Below are 16,096 nucleotides of genomic sequence, written 5' to 3'. Positions count from 1 at the left end.
TGCAAGGTTAATAATTTAATAATTAGCGCGATTCCCACCGTTTGTATGAGATTGCCAATACTAATTATAAACATGAAGGTATACCCTGAGGTACTCGGTAAGAGGGCTCTCGAGCTTGCCAAGGTTGCCGAGTCGGTGTCCAGGGAGTTAGGCGTGTCCATTGCCGTAGCCCCACCAGTCACTGAGCTCAGGCTTGTGGCCGAGAATGTGGGAATACCGGTATATGCGCAGGGTGCTGACCCAGTAGAGCCTGGGGCTAGGACTGGCCATGTACCACTTGAGTTCGTTAAGGAGACTGGGGCTTCGGGGGTAATACTTAACCATAGTGAGAATAGGTTGTTACTTAACGACCTTGGTTGGCTCGTTAGTAGGGCGAAGAGCCTTGGTCTGGAGACCCTCGTGTGCGCGCCTGACCCATACACAAGCGCTGCTGCCGCGGCCCTGGAGCCAACGGCTGTGGCTGTTGAGCCGCCTGAGCTCATTGGTACGGGTAAGGCTGTGAGTAGGGAGAAGCCTGACGTCATTGTGAAGACCGTGGGGCTCATCAAGAGGGTTAACCCAGGCATTCCCGTGATTACGGGAGCCGGTATTGAAAACTACGAAGATGTTAAGAAGGCCCTAGAGCTTGGCACACAGGGTGTATTGGTTGCGAGCGCAATTGTTAGGGCTAGGGATTGGAGACAGAAGATTATGGAGCTTGCGAAGGCTTTACACTAGAGTAGTAATTAGCTATGTTCATTTCGGTTCCGTAACGAAACTTAGTTCCGGCGCGGAACTTTTTCCTACTGTTAGAGAAAAATGAGTAATTGCCGTTAATTTTATGATGATTATGATTTTTATAACCATGAATGTGCGTCCTTTTAACGGTATTTCCTTATTATTTGCCTAAGTACGTACTGTAGTATACCTCCGTTCAGGAAGTACTGAACCTCCATTGGCGTATCAAGTCTCACAAGCAACTTTGTCTTTATGACCCTGCCATCGGGCTTATGTACGACTAATTCAACGGTTTGCCTAGGCTTTAATCCCTGGGATAGTCCTATTATGTCGAATGTCTCGTCGCCCGTTATACCAAGCTTGTCCGCATCCTCACCTTCCATGAACTGGAGCGGTAGTATGCCTATCTCTACGAGGTTACTCCTGTGTATCCTCTCGAAACTCTTTGCAATAACCGCCTTTATGCCCAGAAGCTTCGGGCCCTTAGCCGCCCAGTCCCTTGAGCTACCGGCACCGTAAGTCTGCCCAGCCAGTATTATTAATGGTACATGTTCCTCCTTATACTTCATGGCAGCATCAAACACTGTCATTAATTGACCATCAGGCCAGTGAATTGTATATCCACCCTCAATTACTTTACCACCCATCTTGTTTCTAACACCTTTGTTCCAGAATGTGCCCCTTACCATTACCTCCCAATTACCCCTTCTGGTGCCGAATGTGTTAAAATCACTGGGCTTTACCCCGAGTGACAATAGATATTTACCAGCCGGTGAGTCCACCGGTATTGAGCCTGCTGGCGATATGTGATCCGTGGTTATGCTATCGCCGAGTATTAATAATGCCCTTGCGCCAATTATATCCTTAACCTCAACGAGCTTGTTTGGTTCAAAGTCATCAAAGAATGGTGGTCTCCTTATGTAGGTGTTCTTTGGATTCCATTGGTATAGGTCACCGCTCGGTGCCTTTAGTGTATTCCACTCATCAGGTACTAAGTCACCGATCTTTGTATACTTCTCCACAAACTCATCTGGAGTCACGTACCTCTCCACATAGCTCCTGATCTCATCATCACCAGGCCACAGATCCCTTAGGTATATTGGCTTGCCATCATTTGTATATGTTACTGGATCCTTTGTTAGGTCCTTATTAACTGTGCCGGCAAGAGCGTAGATCACCACCAATGGTGGTGACGCTAGGTAATTAGCCCTAACATCTGGGTGTACCCTATTTTCGAAGTTTCTATTGCCTGAGAGTACAGCGGCAGCTATCAAGTCATTATTCCTAATCGCGCTTAGTACTGGTTCGGGTAATGGACCTGTGTTGCCTATGCATACCATGCATCCAAAGCCAGTTACATAGAACCCAATCTTCTCTAGGTACTGAAGTAAACCAGCTCTCCTTAGGTATTCATCAACGACTCTAGAGCCTGGAGCGAGCACGGTCTTCACGTAGGGTGGAGGCGAAATGCCTAGTTCCACAGCCCTCTTAGCGATTAAGCCAGCCGCCATTAATAGGTATGGATTACTTGTGTTTGTGCAGCTTGTTATTGCTGCTATGGCCACAAACCCATCTTCAAGCTCCACCTTCTTTCCATCAACCTCTATAACAACTTTCCTCCTACCACTAGTGTTCTTCTTCTTGTTCCTATCCTCAATAATAGATTCAAGGCTCTTAGGGACATCACTCAACGACCTCCTTTGCCATGGTAGTGATGGACCAGCCAGATTAGGCTCAATTGTGGACAAGTCAATACTAATTACCTGGCTATACTCAATGTCGCCTTCCTTTGATACGCCAAATACACCTTGCTCCATGAAGTACTTCTCTACTAGGGATATTAACCATTCATCTCTTCCGGTGAGCCTTAGATATGCCAATGTTTGATCATCAACTGGGAACAAGCCGGTAGTTGCGCCATACTCAGGGGCCATGTTGGCTATGGTGGCCCTATCAGGAACTGGTAACTCCTTAACACCTTCACCAAAGAATTCAACGAACCTATCAACAACATTGTACTTCCTAAGAGTCTCAGTTATGTGTAGCACTATGTCCGTCGCCGTAACACCAGGTCTTGGTTTGCCATATAAATTAACGCCGACAACCTGTGGTGGAAGTACAGCTATTGGTTGACCAAGGAGTGCAGCCTCAGCCTCAACGCCACCAACGCCCCAGCCAACAACGCCAAGTCCATTAATCATTGTTGTGTGGGAGTCCATACCGACCACGGTATCGAAGTACGCAAGTCTCTCGTTATGTTCAAGGTTCTCCGTCATCACAACCCTGGCGATATGTTCAAGGTGCACTTGATGTATGATGCCAGTGCCCGGTGGAAAGACCCTGAAGTTCCTGAAGGCGTTCTGAGCCCACTTAAGGAACTCATACCTCTCCGCATTCCTCTCAACCTCAAGCTTAATGTTTAGCCTAACGGAGTCAGGCCTACCCCAGTAGTCGGCCTGTACGCTATGGTCTATGATTAAGTCCGTCGGTACCTGCGGATTAATGACCTTTGGATCAATACCGTACTTAGCCACTATCTCCCTCATCACGGCTAAGTCAACTAGGGCAGGTACTCCCGTGTAGTCCTGCATTAAGACCCTGGCAACCTTTATTGGGACCTCCTTAGTACCTGGATTCTTCGGGTTCCAATGCAGTAAATTCTCAATATCTTCCTCAGTAATTGCCTGCCCATCGTAATTCCTGAGCAGGTTCTCTATGAAGACCTTAATCGTGTATGGGAACCTGGCAATGTCAAAGCCCTCTCTCTCAAGTGCCTTCAATGAGTAATAGCGAACCTTGATGCCACCAACATCCATTACGCTCAAAGTATTCCATAAATTGGGTAGGTTCTTGGCCACGAGGGTATAATTAATTCATGTGATTTTTAATATTTGCCCTTTAATTAACGGGATTACCTTGCGAATTGATTATAGCCAGAGGCATTGACGTTATAGTACGTTAGATCCCAGGTTGGTGGTGCGCTTAATTCGAATGGTGTCATGTAGTTTGCCGGTAACGTCTTAGTTGTTTCGTTTAGGAATGTTACCTGTATGTCGAACATTGTACCATTAAATATATAATCATATATTGGATACTTAGTGTATGCGTACTGGAACTCGAGTTGTGTATATGTGGCGTAAAACGGTGTTCCACTATATGGTATCTCATGCACCCAGAGTTGATCTGTGTTATAGTCATAAATCTCAAAAATTATCTCCTTGGTGCTCATATTGTAATAAATCATTAACCTTAGTAATGTATTATTGGGTGTTTGTATGCCAGGCAATACTGCGGGATTCATCGTTGTCTCGTTAAAGTAATAATGAGCAAAGCAATTTTTACCGGGTACGTACCAAGGCGCAATCGTACCATTCGGGTCAAGGTCAACCCCTATTTGGAAGAAGCCGACACAAGATGACCTGGTGGCTCCGTAGTGATTCATGGCATTTATTTGAAAGCTCAATATACCAACCTGTGGCGTGTTCCAGTACCTAAGTAGTACGAGTGCAGTTAAGTTATAAAATGGTGGTAGTAAGGTAGTGAGTAGGCCTGATCCCTGCCCATAACCCTCCATATTATTATACTTCTGCAGGTATATTGGTATCTCGAGGCTTGTGACTATAATGTCCGTGTAATAAACAGTCCCGCTGGTAGTATTTATGACCACCGTGTAGTAATTACCTGCATCAGGAACAGAAACCTCAAATGGGGGTTCATCAGTCTGATCAACAAATACCTGCATAACCCAACCAGCGGTTTTATTATACGGTGTGCTGGCATTGAATACGTTAACCATTATGAAGACCCAACCAGGTGGGTAAAGCGCATTTGATAGGCTTAATAAGGGAACCACAGGCTTTAAGTCCGTTAGGTTTGGGCCAGCCCACACATAACCATTAGCAATACCAACTATGGCGACTGGTTCATAATTACTATTCACTAAACCAAAGAATCCACTACCACCATCACCGTAATAAATCGCCACCTGGAAGGATAGGAATTGATCACCCCTAACTATTAATGATGGATTAACAATATCAATCTGAGGTTCGCCATTTAAGGCCGTAGACTCCAGTGCAGGTTCGCCCCAGTAGTTGGGTTGCGTAACTATTACTGGCGCTTGCCCATTAATGCTTATCCACCCATAATAACTGGGTGGTTCATTCACGTTCTCAAAGTTAGATACGTAGGTAAAGGCGCCAACAAGTGATGCGGCAGGTGCCAGTCTTGGTAAGGGTTTATGTACATGGGTGTAATCATGTTGTGATAAGAAGGTATTTGCTGTCAGTGTTATTGTTAGTATTATCGCCATCATTATTATAATTTTTATGGTTTTCCAGTTACCCTTTGTCATAAAATTAAGTTGTTGCTATTTAGTATTTAAATTTTATTGGTCATTCGCCAATCATGGACCTCTCCTCAGCGGTGACCTCCTCCTCTGAGTCAACGTGTAGTCTCCTCGTTTGTATACCGTCGGGTGTTAGTAATACCATTTTCACTGAGGCTCCATCCTCACCGAACCTTGTTAGGTACCTAATCAATACCTTGTTGGCCAGTACTATACCTATGTGTTGTGTCTTACCGTTTAATGAGACGCTTTGGTGGTAATGCCAGATTTCCTTCTTTGTTATTATGTTGAATTGTTTAACGATGGAGTCCTTATAATCATCAAGGATTAGGTTATAAATGCTTAATACCCTCCATATTCTCTTTGTTGGGTTTATTTCCCCGTAAATAATGACCACGGGTCTTTCGGTTCTCTTTTCCTTAACCTTTGATTGGTAAATTGCGGTTATTACAGGTTTTGAATCAAGCAGTAGTAGGTCCTTAATGAATTGTCTGTACCTAATCACGGCCGCCATGAAAGGCATTAATAACCTAAACCTAAACTCCACACCATTAGGTATCTTCACGCTATCGAAATTACAATTATAACAATGAACCCTAACAATGGCTGGCGATGGTTCTATTATCCTCCTTATGAAATCCTGATCTTCCTCAATGAGTTCCTCATTGTTCACCTTCTTGGATTCATCATTAATAGCCATCAATATTCTATCACTATTATAGAATTTATTAAATTTATGGTTCATAATGATAATATTGTTCTATGGAAAATATGCAGATTCTGCATCTTACAAACTGCTTTTTAATATAATCTATGAAGTATTAATTGTATGATGAGACATGAATTAAGGAGATACATCACCTATGGGCAATTAATAATGTGGCCCAGGATTGTTGTAAGTGCGAGAAATCACGTTAAGTTGGTGTTATTTAGTAATGCCATAAGTAAGGGTGATGTAAGGAGTATTAGGTGTACGATGGTCAGGGTCTTAAGACAGGAACTCATTGCTCAGTAGATTTTAATGAATAAACAATAACTTCCTTATTACCCCTAATAATTACCTGCCTCTGAATTAATCCCTTCCTAATCAAAATACTCAATGCGTTCCTAACAGTCCTACTGGGTAACATTGTCTTCTCAACAATCTCCCTCTGCGTTAACTGACCCTCGTACTCAAGAATCTTAAGTATGAACTTGGCACTTGGTGGTAGATCCATATTGGCTAGAAGGCTTACCTTCTTCTCATAACGACCAACCGTACTCGAAACGCCACCAACCCTAACAAGCTTAAGAGGCTTTCCAGGCATTATCTTAGTCTCATTACTCACGTAGGTCCTAATACTGCCGTCTATTATCACCTCAATCCTGGACCTGGAAATTAGGTCCTTTATGCTAATTACGGAATCGCTGGGTACAATTACTGGTACGCGGGCTAGGTTCGTACTATTAACGGGCACTATCTCAAAGACCTGGGCTCTCGAGTGTATTAATGGGCCTCCTGCCGACATTGCGTATGCGGTGGAGCCCGTGGGCGTTGATATTATTAGGCCATCGGCGACATCATGCCATAGGTACTCATTATTCACGTACAAGCTATACTCAAGGGTTATTGCGCTTTTAGCTGGGAAAATGGCGACCTCATTTATTGCATTTGGTAGTTTCTTCCCTTTCACGTTCACGGAAAGCCTGAGTATCTCCTCAACATCGTAACTACCACTCACTATCGTCGATAAGGCCTTATCCAGGTTTGCGATGTCCACGGAATTCAGGAAGCTCAGTCCAAAACCCACGGTGAGGACCGGGCCCTCCCATGAATTTAATTTATGAAGGTTCATGATTATGAACCTGTCTGTCCCAATAATACCTATAACATCGTAATTACTAACATCATCGCTCAGCTCAGTGACTACATTAAATGATGAGTAATCATTAATTAACTTCTTAACCTCACCAACAACGCTAGGCATTGTTATCAACAGACCTCTCATCTTTGTTAATTATAGAATGCTACAGGAATTTATTTTTTACTATGATTACCTCGATAATGTATGCCTTAAAAATGCGAGTAATTAACCATGTAGGATGCTAACAATGATTGTGGGGGTACTTGGACTACTATTCATTGCGGTAGGTTGGGTGCTCGCACTAGGTGATGTGCCACCACTTAGGTTAACAATACCATACTTAATAGGCAGCGCCCTACTGACGGCATACTCAGCACTTAATTGGAACCTCATATTCCTAATATTAAATGGTGCCGCAACAATCCTCTCAGCCATTAATCTAATAAGGAGGGTTAGAATGAGTAAGGTTAATGTTGAAGATCATGGATAATGCCATAAGCTCAAGCACTAAATCGCCCTTTGCAATGTATATATCACCACCATTACTTAATAACAAAGTTATTAATGAATCAAGAATCAACGTCCCTCTGGCAGTACCCCTACCTAACGCTACTGTGCATTTACCTTCACCAGTATTTAGCACTGTGATTGTATATATTGAACCAGGGATTACCCGGTCCTTAACAATTACCTCGGTCATACCAATAGTGCTAACCACCTCGGTTTTAGCAAGGCCTAGTAATAATAATGCCTCATCAATACTCCTCGTATTACCAATTCTTTTAACGAGATTTATTATGGTTGATAATATGCCCCTTGCAGTGCCCCTTTGAATAGGTATTGTTTCTCCATAGGGTAGTAAGGATATGACGACGGAGCCTTTAGCCATGCATGGATTACTTACAGAAATTATAACACTATGTGGAGGCACATTACAATCATTAACCCTAACGATATCCTCATCTAACTCCTTAACTACATCAATCAACCACTGAGGTGGTTCGCCAAATACATAGATCAATGATGGACCACCACCCTTAATTATTTTAATCGCCCTGAGGCATTTACGGTGATCCTAAAAATCCCTTCTCTAGCTCCTCAACGTCCTTTAATATTTCATTTACTGCCTCCTTAATAACATCAAGTGGTGGTTTCCCCTTGGTCTTTATCCTAAACCGAACATTCTGTGTCAATGGGTGGTCTACATCATACATCGCATACTCAACATCAGGTCTCTTGAGTAAGTACTCAATCAACGGCGCGAATAACGTGTATGTTTCACCCTGGACAACAGCCTCCAGGTAGTTGTCCTCAGCCTTAACAATACTTATTTTAATCACGAATTCACTGTGGAATAGGTAGTAAAATAAAAGCTTTAGCTCTAGCTTAAAAATAATACATTGAGCATATATCTAAGTGATGACAACCCCCGGAACTGACATCGAGTGAAGAATTCACGTACCGACTGACTTTATTCACTTTTGATGCTTCTAATTTTAGCTTCACAAGGCTTCACTTCAAATACCGTTTTCAAAAATAGATAATATCAATAAGTCCAATAGCACTTATAGTACTTACTAGTTAATAATAATTATTATTATACCATAAGGAACAACTCTTAATTTAGCAGTGTTTAAAAACTAGGTCGTATTTTTACCTAACCACTATGTCCAATTTATGCATTTATGTTATTGTTGTCTTGACAGTGATTCTTGTGATTATTGGTGCTTATCTGAGCATGATTGTCATCTCATTAAAGAATGAAGTTAATGCGTTAAGAACGGGCATGTTAAGGAGCGTATCGGAGTATTACGAGTCATTGACGAAACCCATGCTTTATATTTCCACATATGGGAATTATAGTTTCGTGGCTTTGTATCTAAACATAACGAACCCAACAAATGAATTAATGAATATTACAATTAACATAATTACCATACAACCACCAATACCATATCAGGCATTCCTACCATATCCGATGGCATTCATAATACCACCAAAAACCACAGTCTCACTACCAGTAATACTTAACTTATTTAATTCGTCCATGAATAACATAACGAATATAAACATAACAATCACAATACTCACCAATGAACTAGCCAATTTAAGATTACCTGGGGTTACATACAACGTATCGATAATCGAGGTCATTCCGATGAAACAACCAATGGGTATTGCATTTTACGGGCTAACTCAGGGATCATTGTTCTCTCTACGTGTTATGGATCCATTATCAAGTTCAATGACGATTATTAGTTATGAGATGTACGCCTATAATGGTTCTTTGTTAACCTCATGCATTTTAAGTAAATCCTTAGTTATAAATCCAATGAGCTTTGCTGGTTTCTCTCTACCGACTAGATCAGGTACATTCTCTACATTGTTTATCGTAGATATGCCATCTAGTCGGTTAGAAACTTCATTTTCAGCATCAACGATATGTACAGTGAACTACACGCTTCCAACAAACGATGCAGAATTACCCTATGGATATGTTATGCTGAACACAAATATCGGGAACATAACAATACCGTTAATACCATTTCCGCCTATCTTCCATAACCTAACATCTAATGCTTCTCATTAATGGATCAGGTCTTTGTATGTTCTTAATACTTCAGTGATTTACCTTTATATCAGTCGTTGGCGAAGTAATCATCAGTCATTAAAGGGTGCGTTCATCACTTACATCATTAGTTTTTTACTCACCTGGAGGTCCTCCGCGTAGTCTTCCTCTCCTTTTTATATCCCTTGTTCTATTTATTTCCCTCTCAATTCTCTTAATCAATGTCTCAAAGGCATACCTAACCGCGTTGACTGGGTCCCAATCAACTTCGTTAACGGTGTACGTGTCGGCGTTGTCCTTAAGCATTATGTGGACGGAGTACTTACTTCTCTTCTCTTCACCTCCCTTCTCGTACTTCTTGATGTTTATCTTCATGTCTATCACATTCGTCATCCTATTTATCTTGGCAATGTAATTTGAAATTACCTTCTCAACCAATGGCTTAACATCTTCATCAATTTCAGCGAGCTTAGCCTCTACAGGTATCTCCTCGTATGGTCTAATAACAGCCCTTATAACGTCATAACTTGAGATGACCCCTACCACGGATTCCCCAGAAATCACGGGCATTCCAGAAATACCCTTATCAAGCATTAAATTAACCGCGGTGTAGACATCATCACTCTCGCTAACGGTTATTACTGGCGTAGTTGCTATTGCCTTCGCGGGAGCCGCGAGTATGTCATCCTCGGTGCCAACAACGTCACCCCTCCTACTGCGCCGTGGTATTGATGCGTAGTATAAACGCTCAACTATGTCGCGCATTGAAACTATACCGTAGAGCTTACTTGACTCAAGTACTGGTAGGCGTGTTATTCCATGCCTAATCATAAGCCATTTAGCCCTTGCCACGGCTTCATTGGCGTCAATAGTAATCGCAGGTTTAGACATTATTGATGATACGGTAATTCGAGGTAACAACTTACCATTAACTAAGTACCTTAGTATTTTTTCCCTAGTTAGAATACCAACAAGGTTCATGCCAGAATCCACAACGGGTAAGGCCCTAACCTTCAATGTAAGGATCTTTGCCATGGCTTTTATCAGGTCTGAATCCTGGTTTATTGAATATGGTGGCGACATTGCACTTGAGACCTTAGATTTGAGACTAATCCTACGTTCGAGTAAATCCCTATAGCTCAGGGTACCGACTAATTTACCGTTCTCATTAATGACGGGGACAACCCAAACCTTATAATCCTTCATGTCTGAAATTATCTTGGAAACAATGTCCTTAGGTTTTGCGATAACTATTGCATGGTCCATGAGCTCACTAACAAGTGGTGTACTCATTGAGGAAATACTTGATTAGGCCTTTAATAATTTAATTGGGTATAATTTTTATAAATAGGGATGGAAGATACGGCCACGATGGATTGCCAACAAATCCTCAGCGATACAATCCCTGTGATTCATAATCCAGCCAGTGTTCAGAAACTTCTTGATGCAATAAAGGTATCACTTGGCTTTGGTGTAAAGACGATAGTCGTAACTAAGGCTGTGGGTACAGCAGCACAGCAGGGAATACCTGAGGCCTTTAGGCTTGTTCTTAAATCAGGGGCTACATTAATAGTGCTACCAGATATTAAGGATGCCATTGAGTTATTGCGACCCGACTCAATTTACTTCCTGAGTACGAGGGGTAATCCTATGGATAATATTAAGGGTAGGACTTTAATGATAGTCCAGGCTTCCGATCAGTCATTTATGCAGAGCGAATTGAATTTGGGGCAGCAAGTTAAGGTTATTGGTAGGGATGTGGGTAGTACGGCATTATTAACATTAGCACTTAATAAGGTACTTGATAAATGCATTGAATGAGGTTATTACTTAAAAATGCCTCATTGCTAATTCTTTCGATCACGATGTCAGCATTCATTGATGCATTAGCAATACTGATAGTACTCGTGGTGATAGCCCTAATAACCGATGCTGCAATAATATACATAGCAAAGAGGATTGCTACTAGGAATCCAAATATATCGAAGCTTCAGAGATATGAGGCTGGTAACCCACCAGTTGGTGAGGCCAGGTACGTGTTCCCAATACAATACGTAGGTTTTCTAATCATGTTTCTAGGCATGGAGCCGATCATAGTAATACTACTAATTTTGTCATCAGCTACTGTCATGGCACTACCAATAACCTACATAATACTAGCGATACTAGTAATAACTCTACCCAGTATCTATGTTGGTTATAAATACGCATTAAAAATTGCGTATCCCAAAGAATTTATAAGAAGGTCAAGTGGTAGGTGACGCGAATGTCACTTGACAAATATTTAGAACCCTACAAGAAGTGGGGTACGAAGTATTCCCTATGGCCTGTCCACCTCGTAACGGCGTGTTGCGGTGTTGAGATGGCACATACCTGGAACCCAACATATGACGCGGAGAGGCTTGGTTCATTACCATGGCATGCACCAAGGCAGACTAACCTAATCCTTGTTGAGGGTACGATATCCTTCAAAATGGCAAGGGTCCTTAGGTACATTTGGGAGCAAATGAGTGATCCCAAGTACGTGATTGCCATGGGCTCCTGCGCCGCTGAGGGCGGTATATTCTGGAATAGTTATCATGCAGTTCCGGTTAATAAAATCGTGCCAGTTGATGCATACGCCATCGGTTGCCCACCAACACCTGAAGCCGTTATTCAGATGATTAGGACTGTTCAGAGAAAGATAGAGACAGGAGAGGCTAAGGCCAATGTTAAGCCAAAGACCATTGACCTAACAAAGATCTTCACACCAACACCAACAAAACAACCCGCACCAAACCCACCACATAGGATAACCCCTAATCCGCATATACCGGTTTGCCAGGAAAAGAAAGTTGAGTGGCCCTTTGGGTATGAATTAATAAACAATCAATTAATGCCCACACTCAAGGAATCAGCTAAGAAAATCATTGTAACTGACGTTAATAGAATATGCGTTGATACAGAGCCCAATAAGTTAAAGGATGCCGCATTGTCATTATCAAAGCTTGGCTTTGATCATGTAAAATCAGTTAACATAATCGATGCACCACACGAGAATAAGTTTTACGTAGAGTACTGGGTCTCGAGCTACAGTAAAAAGGAGTTGATGCCTGTACTCGTGTCATTAACAACAGAAATTTCAAGGGATAGCCCCAGAGTACAGAGTCTAATCGATGTTTGGCCTAGTGCGGATTACATGGAGCGTGAGATGTATGACTTCTTTGGTGTTTTGTTTGAGGGTAATCCATGGATGGGTAAGAACTTCTTACTGGATCCAGATACGCCAGTTAAGTTTCCACTTAGGAAGGATGTACCAATAGTTAGGGAGTTTTACATTATTGATAGGGAGTTTCCAGGTCTACCCATAGCACCGCCACAACCAAAACCAGCAGTATCACAAAAGCCAGACCAAGCCGCTGCGTCACAGTCAAAGCCTGTTCAGGAGAAGCCAGCTGAAAGCAAGAAGGAAGAGAGTGGTACCAGTAGGTGATGAGTATGGGCGATAATGAAAAATACGTAGAATTACCAGTTAAGATGGAGATTCCTGAGGAATTTATCAGGAATTTTGTGCCGATACCTAAGGAGTATGTTGAAGAGGCCTACAGGAGCGATGAGTATCTAGTCTTCATCGGTCCTCAGCATCCAGGTAGTGGTCACATGAGGATTATACTGAGGCTCAAGGGTGACTATGTGGTTGATGCAATACCAGATCCAGGTTATGTTCATAGGGGTGTGGAGAAATTGGCTGAAACTAGGTTGTACATACACGTCATACCTCTTATCGAGAGGCCTACTATTCAGGACTCGGCTAATTTCGATCTTGGTTATTCACGTGCAGTGGAGAAATTGGCTGACCTTGACGTGCCAAAGAGGGCCCAGTACATTAGGGTAATACTGGCTGAGTTAAGTAGGATAGCCACGCACCTATACGATACTGGAATACTCGCCGTGTTCATTGGTCATAGTACAGGCTATATGTGGGCCTTTGGGCTCAGGGATGTGATCAATGAGGCTTTCATAAGAATTACGGGCGCGAGAACAACACTTAGTTATACCGTGCCTGGTGGTGTTAGGTGGGATGTTAAGCCCGAGGTCCTTAACTTTGTTTATGAATTGACGAATTACCTGGAGAGGAAGATGAATGATATGGGATCAATATTCGTTAAGAATCCAGTGACGATACATAGGCTTAAGGAGGTTGGCGTACTAACAAAGGAGGAGGCAATTAAGTACGGCTTAGTTGGTCCGTTCCTTAGGGCATCTGGTGTTGAGTATGATGTTAGGAAGGTAGAGCCCTATGAGGTATATAATGAGTTTGAGTGGGATATACCGGTGGCTGATGAGGGTGATTCATACTCGAGGTTCCTGGTTAGGGTTGAGGAGATTAGGCAGAGTATTAAGATAATTAGGCAGGCGGTTAAGAACATACCAGACACACCAATAATTAGTGAGAAACTACTATCGAGAATACCGCCGAAGGATAGGCCGCAGGCAGCCAAGGACATTAGGACATTCCTAACAAAGACACATGTGGGACTAACACCAAGCGCCGGCGAGGCAACGACATTGACGGAAGCCTCGAGAGGACTACTACTATTCACATTAATATCTGACGGGCACAGCAACGTGCCGTATAGATTAAGGATGGTCACACCATCATGGCTACTGCTCAGGGGATTCATGGAGTCGCTAAAGGGCTATAGGTTAGCAGATGTACCGGCCATATACGGAAGCTTCGGTTACTTCCCGCCAGAGGCCGATAGATAAGCCGATAGATAAACGGAATTAAACCAGCCATTTACACTAAAGACTATGAGTAGTCCTCAAGGCAGGACTTTCACAATACTAATAAAGTAGGGAGGGAATAATAATGCCCAGGAAATAGTTACAACTACCACTCACTCTTGCTCATTAGTGCTTTATATACCTCTCTGTGTTTATTTTCTAGATGTTACCCAGTGATTATGGACCTGGAGACATTGAGTTTTGGATTGAACCTCCATTACTACTTTCCATACAATCTGATGTTAAGAAAATGCTTGATGAAGGCGTTGATTCACAGGTACTTGCCCTGGTCCGTGATTTGAGGAAGGTTATTGAGGATAGAGGATTAATTAAGAGCATTGGTTCATTAACAAGGGCTTTCAATGCCTACGCAATTGACTCGAGTTACCCAACGCCACCTCTCGAGCTCGTTGGCGGCGTCATGACAGTCCTCTCTTACGGCTATGTTGGTTATCTTAATGGTTCTTATGATAGGTACATGACTGGTGAGGTTGTTTTTGAGGATGTCGGTGAGTTTGAGAGAGTAATTACGAGGAGAGCCCAGGTCAGGGAAAGGGAGTTGGCGATTAGGCTTCTTCGTAATAAGGCCCGGGGCAGGAAGGAGGTTGACCTGGTTATTCTTGATGGTGAAATACCAATGCATCCGTTGCCATATAATCTACCTGTTGAGGGTGGTGTACTTGCCCGTGTAACGAGTATAATTGGCGATTTACTGGACTTAGCATTAAAGACTGGTGTACCATTAATTGGTGTTGTTAAGAGGGTTAGGTCAAGGTTCCTATCAATACTGACTAATGAGTGCTTACCAATGAATGACAAGCTCATTGCAAGCCTAGTCCTAAATAATGGTGAGTACATGGTGTTGGGTAGTTATGGTGATATTCTTCCATCATGGGTTCAAATAAACTATAGTGATTGCGAGCTAAGAAAGAGGTGCAAAGGCACAGGTTGTGATAATGTTAAGGAATTAATGAATAGAAGGCTTAATGAGGGTTTAATGAACCTTGAGCAGGTTTTCAGTGGGTCTAGTCATTCAGGGTTAAGAATGCTTAGGGAGATATACGTGGTGTTTTACAAGCCACGTAATGGCGCACCTGCAGTTAAGCTTGAGGTCTTTAATCCAGGTAATAAGATAAGTATTGACGACATAGTTACTTATCTTGAGTCCCAAACAACAGATACAGGCTACCCCTTCCTACTTGATAGGGTTGATGAGTATGTAAGGCTTGACCCCAAAATACTGGATTACGTAAGGAGCCTAATAATTAAGGGTTCAAAGGATTTAAACCCAGCCCTGTTGACAATGCTTCAATTAACTAATCCACAAAAGGCTTACCTAGTGAGGAGGCTTGAGGCTTAATTGCCCTAACATAATGGCAGGCTATATTTTAATACCACTAATTTAATTGTTCTATGTTAATGAGGATTGGAATTAGAATGAGAGGCTTGATAATTAAGGTGGCTATATTCATACCTTTGGCAATAGCTGCAGTAGTGGGTATTAGATTCGTTCAACCGATTTTTGCACCAATCATAATACTTACACTTCTTGTCCTAGTCATAATCATCAATAGAATAATAAATAGGAAATTATTAAGCATATGGGGATCGCAGTTATTAAGTATGGATAACTATGTCATTTATGAAGAAGGAATCTATGTAAAGCCCGTTGATATTTTCTACCCATGGAGTGAATTAATTACTGTGCGTAATGAGCAGTCATTCGTAACGTTCGTGTTCAATGATGGTACTGAAATTTCATTATCAAGAAGTATTATTGAGGGTCTAGGAAATTGTCCTTGCTTAATGAACATTAGGTAAATGTTAAATAGCAGTGGTATTGCCTAAAGG

17 protein-coding genes are annotated in these 16,096 nt (G+C 42.2%); 10 read left to right on the top strand and 7 right to left on the bottom strand.

The window, feature by feature from the left end:
- Positions 1-45: 45 nt before the first annotated feature.
- The gene (gene tpiA, locus ACP5L5_RS07760) at positions 46-717 is read left to right on the top strand and encodes a triose-phosphate isomerase (protein WP_428762830.1); all 672 of its coding nucleotides are present in this window, start codon (positions 46-48) and stop codon (positions 715-717) included.
- 143 nt (positions 718-860) lie between these two features.
- Here tpiA and acnA read toward each other — a convergent pair whose 3' ends face one another.
- Genes acnA through ACP5L5_RS07745 form a run of 3 tightly spaced genes read right to left on the bottom strand, consistent with a single transcriptional unit; the run spans position 861 to position 5,765 of the window.
- Positions 861-3,575: an aconitate hydratase AcnA gene (acnA, locus tag ACP5L5_RS07755; RefSeq protein ID WP_428762828.1), complete on the bottom strand. Its 2,715-nt coding sequence runs from the start codon at positions 3,573-3,575 to the stop codon at positions 861-863.
- 53 nt (positions 3,576-3,628) lie between these two features.
- A complete protein-coding gene (locus tag ACP5L5_RS07750) occupies positions 3,629-5,071 on the bottom strand; it encodes a hypothetical protein (protein ID WP_428762827.1) in 1,443 nt (480 codons plus the stop codon).
- A 40-nt stretch (positions 5,072-5,111) separates the two neighbouring features.
- On the bottom strand, positions 5,112-5,765 hold the full coding sequence (locus ACP5L5_RS07745) for a hypothetical protein (protein WP_428762825.1): 654 nt from the start codon (positions 5,763-5,765) through the stop codon (positions 5,112-5,114).
- 129 nt (positions 5,766-5,894) lie between these two features.
- On the opposite strand from ACP5L5_RS07745, the gene ACP5L5_RS07740 reads away from it, so the two are divergent.
- The gene (locus tag ACP5L5_RS07740) at positions 5,895-6,080 is read left to right on the top strand and encodes a hypothetical protein (protein ID WP_428762824.1); all 186 of its coding nucleotides are present in this window, start codon (positions 5,895-5,897) and stop codon (positions 6,078-6,080) included.
- Here ACP5L5_RS07740 and ACP5L5_RS07735 read toward each other — a convergent pair.
- Positions 6,067-7,053: a winged helix-turn-helix transcriptional regulator gene (locus ACP5L5_RS07735; RefSeq protein ID WP_428762822.1), complete on the bottom strand. Its 987-nt coding sequence runs from the start codon at positions 7,051-7,053 to the stop codon at positions 6,067-6,069. The two genes, ACP5L5_RS07740 and ACP5L5_RS07735, sit on opposite strands and share 14 nt — an antisense overlap.
- Before the next feature lie 94 nt (positions 7,054-7,147).
- Between ACP5L5_RS07735 and ACP5L5_RS07730 the strand changes: the two genes are divergently transcribed.
- Positions 7,148-7,399: a hypothetical protein gene (locus ACP5L5_RS07730; protein ID WP_428762820.1), complete on the top strand. Its 252-nt coding sequence runs from the start codon at positions 7,148-7,150 to the stop codon at positions 7,397-7,399.
- Here the strand turns inward: ACP5L5_RS07730 and ACP5L5_RS07725 are convergent.
- Together ACP5L5_RS07725 and ACP5L5_RS07720 are read right to left on the bottom strand one after the other, a co-directional pair.
- On the bottom strand, positions 7,349-7,930 hold the full coding sequence (locus ACP5L5_RS07725) for a hypothetical protein (protein WP_428762819.1): 582 nt from the start codon (positions 7,928-7,930) through the stop codon (positions 7,349-7,351). The genes ACP5L5_RS07730 and ACP5L5_RS07725 overlap by 51 nt on opposite strands.
- Positions 7,931-7,973: 43 nt before the next feature.
- The gene (locus ACP5L5_RS07720; RefSeq protein ID WP_013605457.1) at positions 7,974-8,249 is read right to left on the bottom strand and encodes an RpoL/Rpb11 RNA polymerase subunit family protein; all 276 of its coding nucleotides are present in this window, start codon (positions 8,247-8,249) and stop codon (positions 7,974-7,976) included.
- A gap of 326 nt (positions 8,250-8,575) precedes the next feature.
- Here ACP5L5_RS07720 and ACP5L5_RS07715 point away from each other — a divergent pair, with 326 nt between their 5' ends.
- Positions 8,576-9,499 carry a hypothetical protein gene (locus tag ACP5L5_RS07715; RefSeq protein ID WP_428762817.1) on the top strand — a complete coding sequence of 308 codons (924 nt, stop codon included), beginning with the start codon at positions 8,576-8,578 and terminating at the stop codon, positions 9,497-9,499.
- Between the two features lie 114 nt (positions 9,500-9,613).
- Here ACP5L5_RS07715 and ACP5L5_RS07710 read toward each other — a convergent pair whose 3' ends face one another.
- Positions 9,614-10,771: a CBS domain-containing protein gene (locus tag ACP5L5_RS07710; protein ID WP_013605459.1), complete on the bottom strand. Its 1,158-nt coding sequence runs from the start codon at positions 10,769-10,771 to the stop codon at positions 9,614-9,616.
- 78 nt (positions 10,772-10,849) lie between these two features.
- Between ACP5L5_RS07710 and ACP5L5_RS07705 the strand changes: the two genes are divergently transcribed.
- From ACP5L5_RS07705 to ACP5L5_RS07680, 6 genes are all read left to right on the top strand, one after another.
- Positions 10,850-11,299 (top strand): RecB-family nuclease, encoded by a 450-nt coding sequence (locus ACP5L5_RS07705; RefSeq protein ID WP_428762814.1) that lies wholly within the window; start codon positions 10,850-10,852, stop codon positions 11,297-11,299.
- A gap of 44 nt (positions 11,300-11,343) precedes the next feature.
- Entirely contained in the window at positions 11,344-11,739 is a 396-nt protein-coding gene (ndhC, locus tag ACP5L5_RS07700) for an NADH-quinone oxidoreductase subunit A (RefSeq protein ID WP_428762812.1), read from the top strand.
- Positions 11,740-11,744: 5 nt separating this feature from the next.
- The gene (gene nuoB / locus ACP5L5_RS07695) at positions 11,745-12,950 is read left to right on the top strand and encodes an NADH-quinone oxidoreductase subunit NuoB (protein ID WP_428762811.1); all 1,206 of its coding nucleotides are present in this window, start codon (positions 11,745-11,747) and stop codon (positions 12,948-12,950) included.
- Complete coding sequence (locus tag ACP5L5_RS07690; RefSeq protein WP_428762810.1) at positions 12,950-14,227, top strand: NADH-quinone oxidoreductase subunit D; 1,278 nt, start codon at positions 12,950-12,952, stop codon at positions 14,225-14,227. Before nuoB ends, ACP5L5_RS07690 begins: the two co-directional genes overlap by 1 nt.
- A gap of 181 nt (positions 14,228-14,408) precedes the next feature.
- A complete protein-coding gene (locus ACP5L5_RS07685) occupies positions 14,409-15,605 on the top strand; it encodes a DNA double-strand break repair nuclease NurA (RefSeq protein ID WP_428762808.1) in 1,197 nt (398 codons plus the stop codon).
- A gap of 59 nt (positions 15,606-15,664) precedes the next feature.
- Complete coding sequence (locus tag ACP5L5_RS07680; RefSeq protein ID WP_428762806.1) at positions 15,665-16,066, top strand: hypothetical protein; 402 nt, start codon at positions 15,665-15,667, stop codon at positions 16,064-16,066.
- Positions 16,067-16,096 lie beyond the last annotated feature (30 nt).

The sequence above is a fragment of the Vulcanisaeta sp. genome, from assembly GCF_049966235.1.
GTDB classification, from domain to species: domain Archaea; phylum Thermoproteota; class Thermoprotei; order Thermoproteales; family Thermocladiaceae; genus Vulcanisaeta; species Vulcanisaeta moutnovskia.
This window is presented reverse-complemented; position numbering and strand designations above follow the sequence as displayed.